Source organism: Exiguobacterium alkaliphilum (assembly GCF_018138125.1).
Lineage (GTDB): Bacteria > Bacillota > Bacilli > Exiguobacteriales > Exiguobacteriaceae > Exiguobacterium > Exiguobacterium alkaliphilum.
In genome coordinates, this window is sequence record NZ_CP073101.1 from 184,735 (window position 1) to 203,681 (window position 18,947).

Annotated in this window: 23 protein-coding genes; 11 read left to right on the forward strand and 12 right to left on the reverse strand. The window is 52.6% G+C overall.

The annotated features are described in order from the left end of the window. Positions 1-5: 5 nt before the first annotated feature. Both KB235_RS01005 and KB235_RS01010 read right to left on the reverse strand, forming a co-directional pair. Complete coding sequence (locus KB235_RS01005) at positions 6-482, reverse strand: hypothetical protein (RefSeq protein WP_034808003.1); 477 nt, start codon at positions 480-482, stop codon at positions 6-8. 58 nt (positions 483-540) lie between these two features. Next, the gene (locus KB235_RS01010) at positions 541-759 is read right to left on the reverse strand and encodes a hypothetical protein (RefSeq protein ID WP_034808001.1); all 219 of its coding nucleotides are present in this window, start codon (positions 757-759) and stop codon (positions 541-543) included. A 200-nt stretch (positions 760-959) separates the two neighbouring features. Between KB235_RS01010 and KB235_RS01015 the strand changes: the two genes are divergently transcribed. Then, positions 960-1,796: a M15 family metallopeptidase gene (locus tag KB235_RS01015; protein ID WP_211780153.1), complete on the forward strand. Its 837-nt coding sequence runs from the start codon at positions 960-962 to the stop codon at positions 1,794-1,796. Positions 1,797-1,877: 81 nt separating this feature from the next. After that, positions 1,878-2,213, forward strand: coding sequence for an antibiotic biosynthesis monooxygenase (locus KB235_RS01020; RefSeq protein ID WP_034807998.1), 336 nt, complete (start codon positions 1,878-1,880; stop codon positions 2,211-2,213). On the opposite strand, the gene KB235_RS01025 is transcribed toward KB235_RS01020, so the two are convergent. Next, positions 2,196-2,897: a CBS domain-containing protein gene (locus KB235_RS01025; RefSeq protein ID WP_034816888.1), complete on the reverse strand. Its 702-nt coding sequence runs from the start codon at positions 2,895-2,897 to the stop codon at positions 2,196-2,198. The two genes, KB235_RS01020 and KB235_RS01025, sit on opposite strands and share 18 nt — an antisense overlap. Before the next feature lie 113 nt (positions 2,898-3,010). On the opposite strand from KB235_RS01025, the gene KB235_RS01030 reads away from it, so the two are divergent. Beyond that, positions 3,011-3,742, forward strand: coding sequence for an AzlC family ABC transporter permease (locus tag KB235_RS01030; protein ID WP_034807996.1), 732 nt, complete (start codon positions 3,011-3,013; stop codon positions 3,740-3,742). After that, positions 3,739-4,038, forward strand: coding sequence for an AzlD domain-containing protein (locus KB235_RS01035; RefSeq protein ID WP_211780154.1), 300 nt, complete (start codon positions 3,739-3,741; stop codon positions 4,036-4,038). The genes KB235_RS01030 and KB235_RS01035 overlap by 4 nt, the downstream gene beginning before the upstream one ends. A gap of 39 nt (positions 4,039-4,077) precedes the next feature. Here the strand turns inward: KB235_RS01035 and KB235_RS01040 are convergent, their stop codons facing one another. Further along, complete coding sequence (locus KB235_RS01040; protein ID WP_211780155.1) at positions 4,078-5,556, reverse strand: HD-GYP domain-containing protein; 1,479 nt, start codon at positions 5,554-5,556, stop codon at positions 4,078-4,080. Between the two features lie 115 nt (positions 5,557-5,671). Next, positions 5,672-7,453, reverse strand: coding sequence for a mechanosensitive ion channel (locus KB235_RS01045; RefSeq protein WP_211780156.1), 1,782 nt, complete (start codon positions 7,451-7,453; stop codon positions 5,672-5,674). A 213-nt stretch (positions 7,454-7,666) separates the two neighbouring features. On the opposite strand from KB235_RS01045, the gene KB235_RS01050 reads away from it, so the two are divergent. The 4 genes from KB235_RS01050 to KB235_RS01065 all read left to right on the forward strand — a co-directional run bounded on the left by KB235_RS01050 (position 7,667) and on the right by KB235_RS01065 (position 10,249). Beyond that, the gene (locus KB235_RS01050; RefSeq protein ID WP_034816894.1) at positions 7,667-8,080 is read left to right on the forward strand and encodes a methylglyoxal synthase; all 414 of its coding nucleotides are present in this window, start codon (positions 7,667-7,669) and stop codon (positions 8,078-8,080) included. 95 nt (positions 8,081-8,175) lie between these two features. Next, complete coding sequence (locus tag KB235_RS01055) at positions 8,176-8,985, forward strand: hypothetical protein (RefSeq protein WP_246514285.1); 810 nt, start codon at positions 8,176-8,178, stop codon at positions 8,983-8,985. Positions 8,986-9,103: 118 nt separating this feature from the next. After that, positions 9,104-9,619, forward strand: a complete 516-nt coding sequence (locus KB235_RS01060) for a YflT domain-containing protein (protein ID WP_034807990.1) — start codon at positions 9,104-9,106, stop codon at positions 9,617-9,619. Between the two features lie 18 nt (positions 9,620-9,637). Next, positions 9,638-10,249 (forward strand): YflT domain-containing protein, encoded by a 612-nt coding sequence (locus tag KB235_RS01065; protein WP_211780157.1) that lies wholly within the window; start codon positions 9,638-9,640, stop codon positions 10,247-10,249. A gap of 342 nt (positions 10,250-10,591) precedes the next feature. Here KB235_RS01065 and KB235_RS01070 read toward each other — a convergent pair whose 3' ends face one another. From KB235_RS01070 to KB235_RS01080, 3 genes are read right to left on the reverse strand one after another with little or no spacing between them, the layout of a single operon-like run. Next, positions 10,592-11,554, reverse strand: coding sequence for a 2-hydroxyacid dehydrogenase (locus tag KB235_RS01070; protein WP_211780158.1), 963 nt, complete (start codon positions 11,552-11,554; stop codon positions 10,592-10,594). Between the two features lie 26 nt (positions 11,555-11,580). Further along, complete coding sequence (locus KB235_RS01075) at positions 11,581-12,723, reverse strand: YcjF family protein (RefSeq protein WP_211780159.1); 1,143 nt, start codon at positions 12,721-12,723, stop codon at positions 11,581-11,583. 12 nt (positions 12,724-12,735) lie between these two features. Next, complete coding sequence (locus KB235_RS01080; RefSeq protein WP_211780160.1) at positions 12,736-13,854, reverse strand: GTPase; 1,119 nt, start codon at positions 13,852-13,854, stop codon at positions 12,736-12,738. 81 nt (positions 13,855-13,935) lie between these two features. Here KB235_RS01080 and KB235_RS01085 point away from each other — a divergent pair, with 81 nt between their 5' ends. Together KB235_RS01085 and KB235_RS01090 are read left to right on the forward strand one after the other, a co-directional pair. Next, positions 13,936-14,322 (forward strand): VOC family protein, encoded by a 387-nt coding sequence (locus KB235_RS01085; protein ID WP_081852690.1) that lies wholly within the window; start codon positions 13,936-13,938, stop codon positions 14,320-14,322. A 92-nt stretch (positions 14,323-14,414) separates the two neighbouring features. After that, positions 14,415-15,212: a formate/nitrite transporter family protein gene (locus KB235_RS01090; RefSeq protein ID WP_211780161.1), complete on the forward strand. Its 798-nt coding sequence runs from the start codon at positions 14,415-14,417 to the stop codon at positions 15,210-15,212. 42 nt (positions 15,213-15,254) lie between these two features. On the opposite strand, the gene KB235_RS01095 is transcribed toward KB235_RS01090, so the two are convergent. Next, the gene (locus tag KB235_RS01095; protein WP_211780162.1) at positions 15,255-16,727 is read right to left on the reverse strand and encodes an alanine/glycine:cation symporter family protein; all 1,473 of its coding nucleotides are present in this window, start codon (positions 16,725-16,727) and stop codon (positions 15,255-15,257) included. A 408-nt stretch (positions 16,728-17,135) separates the two neighbouring features. On the opposite strand from KB235_RS01095, the gene KB235_RS01100 reads away from it, so the two are divergent. Next, entirely contained in the window at positions 17,136-18,110 is a 975-nt protein-coding gene (locus tag KB235_RS01100) for a hypothetical protein (protein WP_211780163.1), read from the forward strand. Between the two features lie 50 nt (positions 18,111-18,160). Here the strand turns inward: KB235_RS01100 and KB235_RS01105 are convergent, their stop codons facing one another. The 3 genes from KB235_RS01105 to KB235_RS01115 form a co-directional block, all read right to left on the reverse strand. Continuing rightward, complete coding sequence (locus KB235_RS01105) at positions 18,161-18,328, reverse strand: hypothetical protein (protein WP_167331255.1); 168 nt, start codon at positions 18,326-18,328, stop codon at positions 18,161-18,163. Between the two features lies 1 nt (position 18,329). Continuing rightward, complete coding sequence (locus tag KB235_RS01110) at positions 18,330-18,533, reverse strand: YwbE family protein (protein WP_024370994.1); 204 nt, start codon at positions 18,531-18,533, stop codon at positions 18,330-18,332. Between the two features lie 64 nt (positions 18,534-18,597). Continuing rightward, the gene (locus tag KB235_RS01115; protein ID WP_211780164.1) at positions 18,598-18,930 is read right to left on the reverse strand and encodes a hypothetical protein; all 333 of its coding nucleotides are present in this window, start codon (positions 18,928-18,930) and stop codon (positions 18,598-18,600) included. Between the last annotated feature and the right edge of the window lie 17 nt (positions 18,931-18,947).

Below are 18,947 nucleotides of genomic sequence, written 5' to 3' on the forward strand. Positions count from 1 at the left end.
GAGGATCAGCGCACGGGCTGTTCCTCGTTCTTTTGTTTCGGGGAGGCGATGAACGTCAACAGGATGCCGACGACCATGCAACTGACGGTCAATATGAAAAACGTCAGTTGGTTCGCGTAAATGATGTTCGTGAACTGATTCCAACCTGTCGCATAGGCCGCATTCGTCGACTCCTGAATCCCATCACGGAGTGCGTTCGCCTGATCCATATTGACCGTCAGCGCGAACGCTGCCATGGCGATGCCGCCGATGATGAGCCCGATTCGCCCGAGCGGATGGACCGTTTGCACCGTTCGACGCGCGAGCCGAATCGTGATCCAAACGAACAATAGCGCGAACGGCCAGCCGATGAGGAGAACGAGCACGTACGGGTTCCCTTCCCCTGCCGGCTCCGTGTACGATGCCGTCATCGTTTCACCGAGCTTGAATAAAACGAACGTGATCAGCGTGATGATGAACCACGCCTTGATTAACTTTTCCATGACTTCACCTCGCCCTCAGTATAACAAAACACCGCATGCCTCGGCATACGGTGTTCGCTCATGACTTCGGACGAATCGCGTAATAAATCAGGATGACGAGCCATGTCCAAATCCCGGTGAAAATTCCGAGAATCCCGATGATGAAGAATCCAAGCGGAATCATCGACTTCGTACGATTGTAATCTTTCCACATGTCCGATAGCCCTTTGATGTTGAAATACAAAAAGGCAAAGAACAAAATGAGCAATAAAAGCGGTAAGCCGAAAATGAGTTCCATACGATCACTCCTTTCTTGTCCCGACCGTTCTCGTTAGTTCAAGTGTACCGCGCTCATGCGTACGGCGCATCGGGCTGCGGCCGTATGCATCCATGGTCATGAGGCGGATACGCTCGTACTCTATTCCCTAAAAGTTTCTCTTTTCAACATTTCTAAAAAAGGGAAAACAGAACTATCGATTGATAAGGAGGACGATCATCATGAAAGTCATCGCCGCGTTCTTCATCGTCTGTCTGTTTTTTAGCGCATATGTCACCGAAGCTGCAACGAACACAATCGCCGGCTATACGCTGCAATCGACGAAACTGTATGGACGTGCTATGCAGACGTCACCGGTCTTGAAAACCCTTCCGAAGAACACGCCGGTACAGTATTCTGTCTATAATCGAAGTTGGTCGAACGTCTACATCGGCAACACCCGCTACTTCACTCCGTCCACGAACCTCAAAGCCGGCATCCCGAAACTTTCCTCCACCGAACGGCTCCGCCTCGTCAACAAACAACATGGCCTGTCTAAAACGTATCGCTCGTCTCAACTCGTGCCGCTCACAATCCCGACCGTCTATGCGAAAGGAAGCGAGCGGACACTTATGGCCGCCGAGGCCGCCCACGCACTCGCTCGTCTCTATTACGATGGTCGAAAACAAGGACACACACTCTACGCCTTGAGCGCCTATCGGTCGTATCGCACGCAACAGTCCCTCTACACCTATTGGGTCAACGCCCGCGGGACGGCCTACGCCTCGATGTATGTTGCCCGGGCAGGTCATAGCGAGCATCAAACAGGACTCGCGGTCGACATGACGAGTCAACGTATGCAGCTGGGGCTCGCTACCTCGTTTGACCAGACCCCGGAAGGAAGATGGATGTTAGCGAACGCCCATCGCTACGGCTTCATCATTCGTTACCCGAAAGGGAAAGAAGCGGTCACCGGCTATAACTATGAGCCTTGGCACCTGCGCTACGTCGGCGTCAAAGAGGCGACGACGATGAAACAAAACAACTGGACGTTTGAAGAGTGGTGGGCGAAGCGTTGATGGCAAGCAGGAAGCAATAAACCGGAGCCGACTTCACGCTATACTAGAAGATGTACGATACTTGTGAAGGGGGAACCGAGGATGTGGATTGTGATGAACAAGTTGGACGTGGAAAAAGGGAAGGTCGAGGCGGTGAAAGCCCGGTTCGAGACGACAAAGGGAATCGAGTCGATGGATGGGTTTATCCGTATGCAAGTGTTGACCGACACATCGGACGAGACGAAAGACCAAGTCGTCATCATGACGACGTGGCGTGACGCGGCGAGTTTTGAGAACTGGCTCGAGAGCGGAGCTTATAAACATGCCCATAAAAAACGGGACGACGGCACGTCGGAAGTGAAGCCGGTCGTCCTCGGGAACACAGTCAGTCAATATGAGGTCGCCATCGAACACGGCGCCTCATCCGATCACGTATAAGATGTCTTGCGGACGAATGATGCCGAGGAGCGGCTCATCCGTATCGCCGGTCGCTGTGACGAGGAGCGCGTCGAGACGTGCTCCTTCTTTCATGTTCACGAAATGATGATGGGCTTCGATGACGGACGTGTTCGCGGCGATGAAGCGATATCGATGGATGTGCGGATCATGATGGAGCACGTGGCTCACGAGCACCCCTTCGAGTGAGACGTGTGACGCGTACGCCGCTTCGGCGAGCCAACTCGTCACGCCTTTTTTCGTCAATAAGCCGAGCCACGATCCGTCGATGCTATAAATCGGGAACTGGGAGTAATTCTCGTTTCGAATCGCCCGCAGCACGTCTTGTAGAGGATCGTCTGCCCGAAATGTTGTCACCTGTTTTTGAAACAGCGGGATGACCAACTTCGGATGCAACAGTTCCCGCTCCACTTCAAGAATCAAGTCGACAATCGAATCGTGCGGCTCTGCGATGATGAAGTCAGGTTCCCGTCGCTCATGCACGATGGCGTTGCGCAACTGGCTCATCTGGTGTAAGTCTTCTTTATACCGTTCAATGATTGGATTCTGTTTGGCGAGTCGGTTGACCATGTTGCTGAAACTAAAATGTTTCCCATCGCCCATCTCGCGACTCAAATAATCTTCAATCCGATGATACGACGCGATGAACTCTTCGGCTCTACTCATGTTTCCACTCTCCTTATCGCCTATCTATACCCGATTTTTTCTTCGTTCGAGCAGGATAAGCGCGCCTTATCACGAATGAGAACACATCCTACTAACCGAAAGGAGGAGCGTCGATGGCGACTCCGCTCCAAAACACGGCGCGCCTCTCGAACAAAGACGCGTTTCGTTCCGGCATGCGTGCCGGCATCCCCGTCGCGGTCGGCTACATTCCGATCGCCATCGCGTTCGGTCTGCTCGCGAAATCGTTCGACATGCCGAACGTGATCACACTGGCGATGTCCTTATTCATCTTTGCCGGGGCCAGCCAATTCATCGGGATCCAATTGATCATGGCCGGGGCGATGTATTGGGAGATTGTGCTGACGACGTTCATCTTGAACTTGCGTCACTTCCTCATGTCGGCCTCCTTGTCGCAACGACTCGAGACGACCTCGAACCGCTTCCTCGCGGCCGTCGCGTTCGGGGTGACCGATGAGACGTTCAGCGTCGCCTCGATTCGCAATGAGGCGACGCGGGGCCATTTCGTCCTCGGATTGAACAGTATCGCTTTTTTGGCCTGGAACGTCGGTACGTGGATTGGCGTGTTTCTCGCGTTCGGCTTACCTATGGAGCTCCAAGCGAGTATGGGCATCGCCTTATACGCCATGTTCATCGGATTGCTCGTCCCGAGCTTGACGCGTAAGCCGGTCCTCGTCGTGGTCGCCGTGGCGGCAGTCGCACAGAGCGTGCTCCATTGGGGCGTGTCCCCGTTCTTCCCGCTCTCGTCCGGCCTCCGTATCATTCTTGCGACGTTCATCGCGGCTGGAGCTGGTGCCATGCTTTACCGAGAGGAGGAGTCCCCATGATCAGTCTATTTCTTCTCGTTTTGGCGATGGCGGTTGTGACGTATGTTCCGCGGCTCGTTCCGCTACTTTGGTTAAAAGACGTAACGTTACCCCCGCTGTTGAAACGATTTCTCCTGTTCACGCCATACGCGGTGCTTGCGAGCCTCATTTTTCCTGGCATCTTGACGGCGACGCACACTGTCTCATCAGCCTTGATTGGTGGGGCTGTGGCCGTGCTCTTGGCAATGCTCCGTGTGAACCTCGTCTTCGTCGTGCTCGGAGGTATCGCTGGTGTGTATGTGCTCGAGGTGTTATGAGAAACGAAAGGACTGTCCCGCAAACCTGGGACAGTCCTTTTATGCAGATATCGTCTGGCGCCGCAATTCGATGAAGACGTCAACAAAGTTGGCGTCCCATTGCGTACCACGACCGCTCTCTAAAATCGCGAGCGCCTTCTCCGTCGGCATCCCTTGTCGATATGGGCGGTCCGACGTCATCGCGTCATATGCATCGGCAATCGCCATGATGCGACCGAACAGCGGGATCGCGTCCCCCGCCAACCGGTCCGGATAGCCATTGCCATCGATTCGTTCATGATGGGAACGCACCCCGGCCAAAATCGGCTGCAGTGAATCCGGCAACGTGATTTGATTCAAAATATGGATGCCGATGGTCGGGTGCTCTTGAATCTGGGCGAACTCGTCGTCCGTCAATCGCCCTTCTTTCAACAAGACGTCATCTCGGACCCCGATCTTTCCGATGTCATGAAGGAGCGCCGACTTGCGAAGCAGTTCGACCTCGTGGACAGGCATCTGGAGCGCCTCGGCCAGTTCGACCGAATAAGCGGCGACCCGTTCCGAGTGACCGGCCGTGTAGGAGTCACGAGCGTCGAGGGTAGCGGCGAAGAGGACGAATAGACTATTCAACAACTGTTCGTTCTCCGTCTCTCGACGCGTCACGTTCTCGACCATATGGTTGAAACCGGTCACGAGCTGACCGAACTCGTCCGCATACGGGTTCGCAATCGGGCGAAGTTGCCCGGCATCTAACGAGGCGACCCCTTCGGTCAAGGCGCCGAGCGGACGCTTGATGCTGTCATAGAGTAGGATGCTACTAAACGTTGCCACACCAACGATAACGACTAAGATGAGGGCAGCCCATCCCCAATACGCATCGACCTGTTCGACAGTCGACAATTGGACGCCCGAAGCGAGCATGAACAACATGACCGGTAACATCCCGATAACGAGCATGCTCACTAACAATTTCGTCCGGACACTGAGTGAACGCTGTGTCGTCTGAAGCGGTTGTTGATGCAACAATCCGTTCTTTCCTTGGAAATGAAGGAGCATCGGTTCGACCGAGCGGTACGTCAGAAAGAATTCAATTAATGCATGCAAAAGTGCGATCAACACCGCTCCAAGTGCAGCAAGCCCAATCATCCGATACGGCAAATCAATCCAACTGAAGTGAATCGCGGTAGCTGATAAAAGCATCGCCGGAAGCGACAGTCCGAACAAATGCGGTCCCATGATTCGCTTGATGGTGAGCACCGGAAAGCGGCTCGTCTGATCAAACGCCTGCTGAAGCACGGCCTGACTCGGGAACTCGACCACACAAGCCGTACGAATCGGTGCCACATGTCTGCGGTACATGAGTAACTCCAGTCCGGCCATCATGGTCCCCGAGATGACCATGATGGAAAATAGAATCGTCATTTCAACCGATGACAACTCGAGCGTCTGAAAAATGAATAAACCGCCAACCCCAAAGACGGCGATGCCAGACCCCAATATGTAATTCACTAACAATGTCCGTTGGAACGTTTTGAACATGAAACCCACTCCCGCCTCTGTCGACTGATTACTTACTATATCGACCAATTGCCCTTCACTATTGAGACCAACAAAAAAACAGGCCTCTCAAACGAGAGACCTGTTCAACGATTGATTACGGACGGAGCGGTCCTTCATTATCGTCTAACGACCGGTTGTTTTCATCCGGCGTGATATTGTCATGGAACGGGTTCGGTTCTGGACCGTCTACGTTCGTTTGGTTCGGCATATTCGTCCGATCCGCTTCGCGTTTCAATTCTTGTTTCGTTTGATTCGCTTCACGTTTCGATTGATCCAAACCTTGTTTCGCCTCACGCTTCGCAGCTTCGGCTTCTTGGCTCATTTGTGCTTTTTCTTGCTCGAGCCCTTCTTTCGAGACTTCTGTCTCATCGATGTTCTTCTCTGCTTTCTTCAGGTAACGGGCCGCTGTTTCACGTCCGCCGAGACCGAAGGCAAGGCCGAACGCGAGGGCAACTGCCCCGAGGATGAGCAAGAACGCCGTGTTGACGATCATCGGTGCGATTCCGAGTTGGCTGATTGCCATGAAGAAGGCGAGTCCGAGAATCGCGTACTTCGCAATGTGACGGAGAGCGCTCGGTTGACCGGCTCCATCGACGAGCACACTGCCGACGAGACGTTCTGCCATGTTCGCGAGCCATAAACCGACCGCCAAGATGATGATGGCCGCGATGACCATTGGCAAGTAGGCGAAGATGGCTGTCGCGAGCGATGCCATGAATTCAAGGTTCGCTACTTGAAGTGCTTCTGAGACGAACAACAAGATGACGATGATTTGCACGATTGTTCCGATGACTTGTGCGACAGACGTCGATGATGTCGAGCGTCCACCGAAGCCCATCTTCTCAGCGAGTGAGTTCACACCTAAATTCTCAAGGAGTGATACGACGACACCTTTGAGCCATTTGGCAACGAACACACCGACGAGAATCAAGACGATAGCGACGATGATGTTCGGAATCATCGCTAGGATGTTATTAAGCATCGAGATGGCTGGTTCCGAGATTCCACGGATGTTCAACGCTTCAAGCGCCGAAATCGTGACCGGAATCATGATCAAGATGAAAACGATTGTTCCGACAGCCTTCGCAAGGCTTGACCCTTTGACGTAATCCGCCAAATGTAACTTCTCAGCGAATCGGTTTAACCCGGCTGCTTCCAAGAATTTCGTCAAAATGTCGCGGACGATTTTCGCCACGACGTAACCGATGGCGAAGATGAGTGCCGCAGCGACAAGTCTTGGGATGAAGGCAAGGAAACTGTTGAGCAAGTCTTCGAACGGTCCGCTAATTCCTTGGAGACCGAGCGCATCAAGTACGGCCGGAAGAGCCAACAAGAGGACAAGGTAGAAGACGATGTTTGCTACCGTATCCACCCATTGCGTCTGGTTCACACTAGACGAATCTTGACCAGTCTTCTCCATCAACTTGTTCAAGTTGAGGCGATGACCTGCCATTTGAATCGCTTTTTTCAAGAGTGTTGCGATAATCCAAGCAACGAGTAAGATGAGACCGGCTTTAATGACCCCGGTAATCAATCCTGAGAAGCTTGCATAGATTTGGTTGAACGGCTGCACAACGCCCGGCACGTTCATGTATTCAAACACAATCAAGAATGCGAGGAGCAAGACCCCAAAGAAGACGACCTTCGCAATAATGCGCTCTGGCGTCCACTTTCTTTCGTCACGGCCCGGCTTAGCCGGATCCCCTTCTTTTGTTACCCCGACACGTTCGTCAAGTCGTGCTTTGCGAAGCGCTTTACGCGTCACACCTTCTAACACTTTTGCTAAGATAAAACCGATGACAAGAACTAATAGGACTAGCAAAAGGTCTGGTAGCCACGACATGACTGAGTTGAAATTGTACGTCGTATTGTTCATTCAACATCTTCCTCCTATCTCTTTTTGAATTTTTGGTTAAGATTGACTCTCTGTATTAATACCAACATTTTCATACCGGTAAACCTTGCCCGTTTCATATCGCACTAAAACAGTTGTTCGCTTATGATTTTTATATCTATAGAAAGAAGACGTGTCTTTCTTAGCCAAATATGGTACGAATGAGTTGGAAATCTTTTTTGAGGAGGAGTCTCGATGAATATCGCTTTGATTGCCCACGATAAAAAGAAAGATGATTTGATTCGCTTGGTGCGTGCTTATGCGCACATTTTAAAACACCATCACCTATTTGCCACCGGCACGACCGGAAAGCGCGTGGCCGAAGCGACCGGGCTTCCGGTTCACTGTTTTAAATCGGGCCCGCTCGGCGGAGATCAGGAAATCGGAGCCGCCGTCGCACGTGGTGAGATGGACATGATCCTCTTTTTCCGTGACCCGTTGACGGCACAGCCGCATGAGCCTGACGTCAGTGCGTTGATGCGCTTATGTGATGTGTACTCCATCCCGCTCGCGACGAACATGGGCGGCAGTGAGATTTTAGTCCGCAGCATCGAACAAGGCGACTTCGAGGCCCGAATGCTCGACCATAACGACGAGCCTCCTGCCTGAACCGAAACAAACTATAGAAGAGAGGGATTCATCTGAAACAACCTATCTTTACCGACCCCGCCCTCCAAGCGTTTTATGACCAAGTTCGAACTCACTTGCTGGACTTAGTTGACGATGAAGCGGAAGCGGAACGGCTACTCGACAGTCTCGCCGGCTATATGAATCAGGCCGAGAAGAACGGGCAATCACTCGACGGCCTGCTCAGTCAGTCACCGGAAGAATATGCCACGTTCTTAATTGAAAAGCCCGTGACGAATGAAGAGTTCCGCCGACGCTACCACACGCTCATCGAACAATCGGAGGAATTGAAACCTCACGAAAAGACGCAAGTCAATCGCGAGTTCGATTGGGCCGTCGATCGATTGAATGACATGAAATTGAAGCTGCAAGACATCGAGATGCGCGACGTCTCGTTTCTCGCCTATACGAAAATCGAGGCGATGAAATCGTCACGTCGAGCTTGGAATCAGTTCGGCTGGCTACTTGGCATGATTCTCGCCTTCGCCTACGCCAATCTGCTCCTCGTCATGGACGACGTGTTCAGCCTGCGCCTCTTCACGGCCCCGACCGGCATGTATGCCATCGATTACTTCGGCTTCATCCTGCCGGTCCTGTTGACGGGTGCCGTTTTCGGCTTGTTGACGCGATTCCGCCACCACTTCCAGACGCTCGGTCGGCGTGTCTTGTTTGCTGTCTTCATCGTGCTCGTCTACATCGGGTTCGTCATTTTGACCCAACCTGTACTCATGGCGCTCGAATGGTCGTTTCTCATTCAATTAACGCCGCTGTATGCACTCGTCCTTCTTGGCCTCAGCGGTTTCATGGCGCTATGGACACTGATTGAGTTCGTCTGGCGCAACACGCGTTGCCGGCTCGGCAACGACGACGTCATCCTCTATTACTAATCGACAGACGCCTTTTCGTTAGAGAAGGCGTTTTTTGTTTGAAGTTCGGCAAGAACGGAAATTATTAATACCGTGACGCCAATTTGTACAGTAAAAAATAGATTGAAGGAGGCACACTATGTCGGACCGTAAAATTATTGGGCTCTTTTCAAGTGAACAAGAAGTGATGGATAAGGTGGATGAGCTTCGAACAGCCGGGGAAGCTGAGAAGAACATGCACGTCGTTGCCAAACGAGATGGGGAAATCTCTGCCCTGCGCTATCACACCGATGTGAATGCAGAAGCGGGCATTCGAGACGTCAACTGGCTCGACCGCGTCAAATCGTTCTTACACGGAAGTGACCGGATTCGTGACGAGTTGCGTAATATGGGCTTGAGCGATGCAGAAGCAGAAGAGTATTACACGGCAATCGACAATGGCAAACTATTACTTTATGTCGACAAGCATTCCTATGAGCGCTATCCAAACATGTATAAAAAAGACAGCGAACTCGATCATGAAAAAGGGGAAGAGGCGGACGGCATCGCCTTTGATGCCAAACCGTTCAATGACCACGATGAAGAACCACGTGGCACGAAAGACGACCCGATCGTTCGCGGACACTCCGGTTTAGAAGACCATCGTCGATTATAAAATAAGGAGGAAACAGACATGAGTGAGAAACAATTCGTCAGCATGTACGAAACCCAGCAGTCAGCACTTGGTAAAATCGAAGAGTTGCGCGCAAAAGGCTACAAAGACTCGGACATTTATGTCGTCGCGAAACATGAAGACAACGTCTCGATTTTACGTCGTCAAACGGACGTCCATACCGAGGCGTCTCATGAGACCGGCTGGTTCGACAAAGTCCGTGCGTTCTTAAGTGGAAAAGAAGATGTGCATAGCGGGCTTCGCAACATGGGACTAAGCGAAGAAGAAGTAAATCGCCACTACCGTGACGTCGAAGACGGGAAAATTCTCATCTATGTCGACGAAGACTTCGAACGTCGCCACAACGATGGGTTAACGATCGACTCCACACGTTTCAACGAATCGACGCATGGGACAAGCCATCAAGGCCACCATACGGCCGACGGACTTGAAATCGACTCGACCCGATTTAATGAAACGACCGGTGACAATCCAAATCGAGCTGTCGACCCAGAGCAAGACAGACTGGATGAGAAAGCTGAACTGAATGATAAAGAAGCGAAATTGCGCGGTCTCGACGACCGGGCGCTGCGCAACGATTTTGAAGACCCGGACAACGTCCGCCGCTTCTAAACCAAAAGGAGTCTGACCTACGCGTCAGACTCCTTAGGCTGTTGACGAACCAAATCACCCGTCACGATGTGGTTCGTCTTCTTTTCGATTCAATGGTCTCGAGGCGCTCTGAACGACATAAAAAAGACGAAAGGCCACCAAAGGGCGGCCTCTCGCGGCGTTCATCCGACGGCGCCGTAGACTCCTTAGAGGTCAGCGAGCGAAGGGAGACCCAGCAGCGACAACGTCGCGATGCGGCTCCCTGCTCGCCCCTAGGAAAGCGGAGGCGCCAAGCGGATGAGCGAAAACATTCTGTTAGTCAACAATCTGAGGAGTCTGACCTATGCGTCAGACTCCTTTTTTTCACGTCAATCGATTTTTCGGCTCTTCTCCTTCGAGCACGTTCACAATCGCTTGGCGGTTCAGTTCCATCATGGCGAGACGCGTCTTGATCGAGGCGCTGCCGATATGTGGGAGCGTCGTCACGTTCGGGAGCGTCAAGAGTGGATGATCCATCGACACCGGCTCTTTCGCAAACACGTCGAGTCCGGCCGCCCAAATCCGTTTCTCATGTAACGCGTCATAAAGCGCTTCCTCATCGACAATCTCACCGCGGGCGACGTTGATGAACACGGCCGTCGATTTCATCTTCGCGAGCGCTTTCGCATCGATGAGACCGCGCGTCTCTTCCGTGAGCGGGGCCAACACGACGACGAAATCGGATTCAGCGAGCAAATCATCGAGTTCCGCGTAAACAAATCCGTACATCGATTCGGATTCATGCCGTCTTGTCCGATTATGGTACAGCACATCCATATTAAAGCCACGTGCACGGCGCGCCACCGCTTCACCGATACGCCCCATTCCAATAATCCCGAGTTTTGCCTGATACAAGTCCATGCCGACATAGCCCATCGGTGTCCAGGACTTCCACTCGCCGGCGCGAAGGTCACGCTCGGCCTCTCCGAGCCGGCGTGCCGTCATCATCATGAGACCGAACGCCAAATCCGCCGTCGTTTCTGTCAAGACGTCCGGTGTATTCGTCACGATGATGCCATTCGCTTTCGCCGTTTCGATGTCGATGTTGTTGTAGCCGACCGCCAAATTCGAAATTACCTCGAGGTTCGGGGACTGCTCAATCAACTCTCGGTCAATCGAATCGCTCAGCATCGTCCACAGTGCGTGCGCCGTGCTAGCTTCTTCTAGCAAGACGTCACGTGGCACACTACTCGCTTCTTCACTCCACATGCGGACCTCGTAGTTCTCACGTAGCGGGGCCACGGCCTCTTCCGGCAGTCGTCTCGTAATATAGATTCGTTTCTTCATCTAATCGCTCCTCTGTATTGTTCGATTCAGTCTTTCTTTTTCGTCACCGGATTTTGGGCCATGAACTGCTCGAACAATGAGCCGAAGTCACTGTTCAACAGTTGCTCGATCGTCTTCGACGAGTCCATCGCGTTCCGATAGGCGACCTCATTGATAGCGAGGCCAATCGCCCACGTGATGCCTGACGCGACCGTCGCATTGATGACGCTCGCCGCCGCGTTCGCTCCTGGGAAAAACTTCATGACGTTCAACAGAATCGTCTTCGAGAGCGCCCGCCCGATTTGTGGGATCACGGTGCTGCCAATCAACGCCCGGAGCATGTCATCGTTCGTCTTGACGCCCCAATAGCGGAAAAGATGCACGCTCATCGTCACTTGAATCGGCGTCAAGGCGATGGCGTCCGCGAACGGGAGCGGCACGGCTGCGGCTGTTCCGGCGCTGGCCACGTAACCCGAGATGATGCGGTTCGCTTTCTTCCGCTTCAGTTTGAGCATCTCCTCGCTCTCGGCACGGACTTCCATGAGTAGCCCTTCCTGAAGCGACTGGTCGAGCTGCTCGACCGACCAGGTTACGAGCCGCTCCCAGTCCAAATGGACACGTAGCTCCGAGTCACTCAATAATTCCGAGGCGACGCTCACTTGGAATACCGCATCGTTCGCCACGACATCCTTCACTTCCTCACGTAGCGCTGCCAACTCATCGAGGTCGACTTGGTCGATTTGTGTGAAGACGACCGCGACCGACGTGACGTCGTTCAAACGACGGATCAGTGCCTTGTCGAGCGGGGTGACCCGCTTCATCGAAGCGTTGATCGCATACCAGACGAGATGCATCTGTTCAGCCGCCCCTTTTGAACCGGCCCGCTCGACGAACCCGATGACTTCATCCGCATACGCTTCTTGGCGCGCACTGCCGATCTCATAGCCCTCACTATCGTATAGGACGATGGCAACGTCTTCACTTTTAAATTCATGGATGCCTCGCGTGACCGGTTCCCCCGCGGCCACTTTCGTCAAATCCCGTCCGAAGACGTGATTGACGACCGAGCTCTTCCCCGACCCGGTCGCCCCGGCGATTAAGATGTTCGGTTTCTTCACTTTGCCCCGTAAACGGTCGAGCTCTTCTTTCAAATCATACGTATCCAAGTTGAACGGTGCTTTTTTCTCCATCTTGCTTCCTCCTTATTGACTGAGCGTCCGGCCGAGCCGACGCATCTCTTCTTCGAATCCGCGGCGCACATCGAATTCAATCGTCTGTTTGACGACCTCATACTGTTGATTGACGGCCTTTTTGATGCCACGTTCGGCCGTCCGGCGCTTGAATGCCCAATAGATGAAGTGCACGCCCGGAATCATGCCGAGCACCATCTTTCGAATCGTCCGCTTGAACGAATAGTCGAAGCCGAGCTCGACGCGGCGCGTCTTGAACACAAGGTCGGACGGGGCACCGACGAGCGGATACCGTTCCATCAGTTGGATGTAGTGACGAATGCCTTCTGCCATCGCCTCTTCTGTCGTCTCCGCGGCCGCTTCGAGCGTCGCTTCCAAATCTTTCTCGATTTGACGCGCCTTCCAGCTGATCGTCGCCTGCGGGGTGAAGATGCGAATCGATTCGGCGACGCGATGGCTGCGGTCCCGCCACGCCTCGAGTTCGCCAAGTAGATGGTTCGTCAAGTTGAGCGGCAACTTCCGCTCGACGTCTTGCCATAAATTCACCCGATTTCTTGTCCAGACGGCATCGTAACCGAGTCGCGGGACGAGCTGTCCGCTCAGTAGCTTCTTCTCGACGCTGTTGACTCGTATCATCGCCTCGCGTGGGATACCGAGCTCGCGCATGAGGACGGACTCCATCGCCTCCGCCTTCTCAACGTTCATTGCGCTCTCGGGGTTATAGTTCGTCAAGATGATCGTCACGTTGCTTTCTTTCTCATAGAGCGGTCTCAATATCGAGTCAATCTCGTACGCCTCGACACGGCCCGAGTTGATGGACAGCAGATAGTAAATCGTATGGAACCAATCGGCGATATCGAGCGCGCCTTCCCGTTCATTGACGACGGCGAGCACCGCTTCATGCCACTCGTCCGAGCGGTCGGCCTCAAGCCCCCACGTATCGAAGAAACGGAACAGGATGCCGCGTTCGAGGTCGTAATATTCATATTCGTGCAACCCTTCCTCTGTCACCGGGCTGCCCGCTCGCGACGCCGCGATATCACGGCCGTATATATAGTTTAAAAATGCACTCTTCCCGACGCCGGTCTTCCCGGCAATCAAAATGTTCGAGACAAGCCCCGTATTGTCCATATGGTTCCCCCTGCATTCGTCGTATAATAACCATTATACTAAATGGACGGTTTCGAAACGTCCGACGGAAGGATGAGCCCGATGTTGCATCATGTCGAATTGTACGTCTCTGATTTGAAAAAGAGCCTGACCGCCTGGGACTGGCTCCTCAACGAACTCGGTTATACGCTATATCAACAATGGGACAAGGGGCAAAGTTATAAGTTCGAGAAAACGTACCTCGTCTTCGTCCAGACGGAGCCCGAACACCTCGAGCCGCCGTATCACCGGAAGAAGACCGGCTTGAACCACCTCGCCTTTCATGCCGATTCATTGGAACAGCTCGAACGGCTACGCTCAGAACTGCCGCATCGTGGATTCACGGAGCTATACGCCGACCGTTTCCCTCATGCCGGCGGGCCGAACTATATCGCGCTTTATTTCGAAGACCCGGACCGGATGAAAGTCGAACTCGTGGCGACGCTGTGAACAGTTCATACACCCCCCACAAAAGTTTGTGAAAACAATTGCAAACTTTATGGAGACCTCCTAGACTTAAAGTGTCGAAGGAGGTCGTTTAAATGGAAAAACAAGTTATCGATTATATGGAAGAAGCGGCGCATAAAAAGACGACGCTGTTGCGTCACGCGTTCGGACAATACGCGCTCCGGTCCATCGTCGCCGGATTTCTCATCGGGATCGGGGTCGTCTTCGCGTTCTCGGTCGGGAACATGTTCATCGATGTGCCCGGTACGATGCTGTTCGCCGGGATGAGTTTCTCTGTCGCGCTCGTCTTTATCGTCTGGATGGGTGGGGAATTGTTCACGAGCAACACGATGTACTTATATACAGGCGCGAAGCGGAAACGGGTGTCGTGGCGCGACCTCCTCGCCGTCTGGGGTGTCAGTTGGGTCGGCAACTTGGTCGGTGCGCTCCTGCTCGTCGCCCTCGTCGTCGGTGCCCATAGCATGGGCGAGGTCGGGAGCGACCACCTCTTGGCCGTCGTCGCCGCGAAGAAGATGGGGACCGATGCGTTCGCCATCTTCTTAAAAGGGATTCTATGTAACGTGCTCGTCTGTATCGCCATCTTCATGCCGCTGAAGACACAACATGACGTCGCCAAAATCATGTTGACGATGCTCCCGGTCGTCGCTTTTTTCGCCGCCGGTTTCGAACACTCCATCGCCAACATGGGGATTTTCGGACTGGCCCTCTATTACGCACCGTCGGAGATGGTTAACGTCGGCCTCGCATTCAACAACTTGTTGTTCGCCACACTCGGCAACATCGTCGGCGGTGCCTTGTTCGTCGCCGCGACGTACCTCCATTTGAACGCACAGACGTCGACGAACGTCGAATCGATTCGTCAGAACGCATAAAGACAGGGGCCCCGATGAGCAGGGCCCCTGTTGTTGCATCCATTATGCTTTTGATGAGTCAGCCGCGGCCGCTTGGACCGTACCTTGTGCGACTTCCTCTTCTTCCACGTCCCAGCACTCCGTGTTCTCAATGCCGAGTTTACGAGCTGAGAAGCGTGGGTTGAGTCCTTGAGCCCGTTGCTCTTCGTAGTCACGAAGGACTTTGAAGGCAACACCACCAAGAAGGATGATGGCTGCCAAGTTGATGAGTGTCATCCCCGCCATGAACAAGTCAGCGAGGCTCCAGACGAATCCAAGACTTGCGACCGATCCGATGAAGACGAAGCCCATTGTGAGTAAACGGAAACCGAAGACGGCAGCTTTACTCTTCTTGATGAACTCGATGTTCGTCTCACCGTAGTAGTAACTTCCGACGATTGAACTGAACGCGAATAAGAGGACGCTGATGGCGATGAAAGCTGGCGCCCACGCTCCGATTTGCTCAGCCAATGCGTTTTGAAGAAGTGCGATGCCTTCCCCGTTACCTGCTGCATAGCTGTCTGAGAGAAGGACGATTGCAGCCGTTGCCGTACAGACGATCAACGTATCCAAGAAAACACCGAGTGTCTGCATGAAACCTTGTTTCGCAGGGTGCGAAACTTCCGCAGTCGCTGCAGCGTTTGGAGCCGAACCCATACCAGCTTCGTTCGAGAAGAGACCACGACGTACACCCATCATGATGGCCGCACCGACTGAACCACCGAACGCCTGCTCGAGACCGAACGCGCTCTGGAAGATCATCCCGATGACTGCTGGCATTTCTGCGATGTTCACGACGACGACGTAAAGCGCGACGACCAAGTAGAGAACGGCCATGATTGGGACGACGATTGCCGAGAAGTTGGCGACACGTTGCACGCCACCGAAAATGACGAGACCTGTCAAGACGACGAGGATGACACCGCCGATTGCGGCTTCAAGACCGAACGCGTTGTCAAACGCCGCTGCGATCGTGTTCGATTGTACCGAGTTGAAGATGAGACCGAACGTGAACGCGATCAAGACCGCGAAGACGATACCGAGAACACGGTTGTTGAGGCCTTTTTCGATGTAGTATGCTGGACCGCCGCGGTAAGCGACGTCATCTTTTACTTTATATACTTGCGCGAGCGTGCTCTCAATCATCGCTGTCGCGCCACCAAGGAGGGCGACGATCCACATCCAGAAGACGGCACCTGGGCCACCGAGCGTGATCGCGACCGTGACACCGGCCAAGTTCCCTGTACCGATTCGTGTTGCCGCTCCGATGAAGAACGATTTCGCTGAACTGATACTCTTGCCATCTTTTGCGAGTGTGACGTCTGATTTGTCAGTGACGACACGGAACATCTCTTTTAAGTAACGGAACTGCATAAATCGTGTTTTGACCGTGAAGTAAATCCCGGCTCCGACAAGCGCGACGATCAACACGTACGTCCACAAGATGTTGTTTAAAAAGTCGACGCTTCCTTGCAATAAGTTTTGTACGGCTTCCATGAATAAGTTCCTCCCTGTTGTGCGAATCTGAAGTTGTTACGATTTTTATAATGTCTTATTTTGAATTATACAAAGATTCTGACAATTAGCAATAATTTTTTTACAGGTCAGTTCACATAAAATTCACACAAGTTTCGACATAAATCCCGAAAAAACGACACTTAAAGCGCTTACATATTGTTCAAAAAGAAATTATAAATCTTTATTTCCCAGCCCTATAGTGATGATACGATTCAACTTACTTCGTAATGTTCGCTTTATGAATAGATTTGTTAATGAATCTGATTGTTTTTCTATCAATATTTCCCGAATCCTGAATGAATCCCGACCTACCGGGTAATAAATAACTATAGGTGCGCGCCTTCTACAACACCACGTTCAGTCATCACGAAGAAAGAAGGGAATGAAATGAAGAAGCATCGCAAATGGTGGTCGCTTTTGTTCGTGCTCATGTTCGCGCTGTCGCTGTTGCCAATGAAAGGAGTAGTCGCGGAAGAAAGTAGTCAACAATGGTGCGTGTCGACGACATCGGATAAAACGATTTATGCGGGACAAAACATCCCCATCGGTACGGTCGACTTTGAGTTTGTCGCAAACGGGCTGAAAATCGTCATTGATTTGAATGACGGGGTCGTGCTAAAAAATGACCCTGAAAACATCAAGATTGATTTCCGTTTATTGACCGAGTCGCTTGAACGGGGAAGCCCAGGCGCATACGACTTTAAAACGTCTTCAAACGTGGATCCGACACATCTGCTGATTTCGTATGCGGATCTCGCCTTTTACCTCGGAGTCCCTGTATCGACACTCTTGTCGGACGGTTTCCAATTCAATGTTTTCCTCCATTTGGATACAGTCGTGAACGGTGAAGACGAGACCGCCTATCCAGGTGACCCTGGTGTCGGCAACCCATGGGTTCGCTACGTCACGTTGACGGTGGAAGAGTGCACACCACCACCGCCACCAATGGACGACTATGATGTGTTTACAATCGGCTTCTGGAAAAACATCTTCAATTTCGACAAAGTGACGTTCTCGTACGGCACAGTCATTACTATTGATGGAAAAGACTATAGTGTGATTCATGATCGCGCAGCCCTTGCCCTTCTCATGGATCCCGCAAAAAAAGGGATGACCGAAGAAAAACGGTTGATCATGCAGCTGACGGCCGCGAAAATCAACGTCCTGTTGAACGACGCTGATTTCCAAAACCTTGATCTCGTCTACAAAGATAGCGGAGTCGAGGTCGGTTTGACCGTGGGTGAGATGATTGCCGGTGCAGACAATGCGTTGAAATACAAGGATATCGACCAAATGAAGTACTACCAAAAAATTCTCGATGACTTCAACAACGGGCTATTCGTTGGTACGTCGCATGACTGAACATGTGTGAACGAAGGAAAAAGGCAGTCGCTCGATTGAGCGGCTGCCTTTTAGATGCCTGTCCGTTTCTTCTGGTTGTTCGGCTTCTTCGTCAACTGGTTCGTCAACGGCTTCTGCTTCGTCCCATGAAGGCCTGTCGGCACTTTCGTCTGACTTTGTTTCTTCTCGGCGAGCTTTTGTTTCATCGCCTCTTGAAAACTCATTTTCTTTTCACTCATGTCATTCACCTCCAGCTTCGATCACTTTCACTCGACCGACCTGTCCATCGCTTAAGCGTACTTTTATGCCGTGCGGGTGACGTGGCGAGTTCGTCAAAATGTCTTTGACGACGCCTTTCGTCAACTTCCCACTCCGCTGATCTTGTTTTAGGACAATCTGGACGTGGAGCCCTGGGCGAATGTCCGCGCGTTTCGTGCCATCCATACCCGACACCCCTTTCCGTATAGTCAACCTCTATCATATGCTCTTTTCCCGCTTTTGTCACAACCTATTCGACAATCCCGATTTGCGCGAGCGCCGCCGTCACATAGCTTTGATCGGTTTGAAACGTTCGAACTGACGTGTCCCGGACGAGCCGTACCGCGACCCGGCCTCGGTTGAACGTGAGCGTCAACAGGGCGCTGCCGTCTACACGGACGAGCTCGGCTGTCCCGTCGAGCCGGTGATAGGCGTCCGTCAGCGTACGCACGAACGTGACGTAGTCCGTGACGCGCACCCGTTCCTCATGGCCGAACAGCGCGATCGTCAACGTCTCACGATCCGCCTCGACGATCGTGAACGAATGCGACTCGATGTCGTTGCCGATTTCAAAGTGATGCATCGAACCCCTCCTAAAAA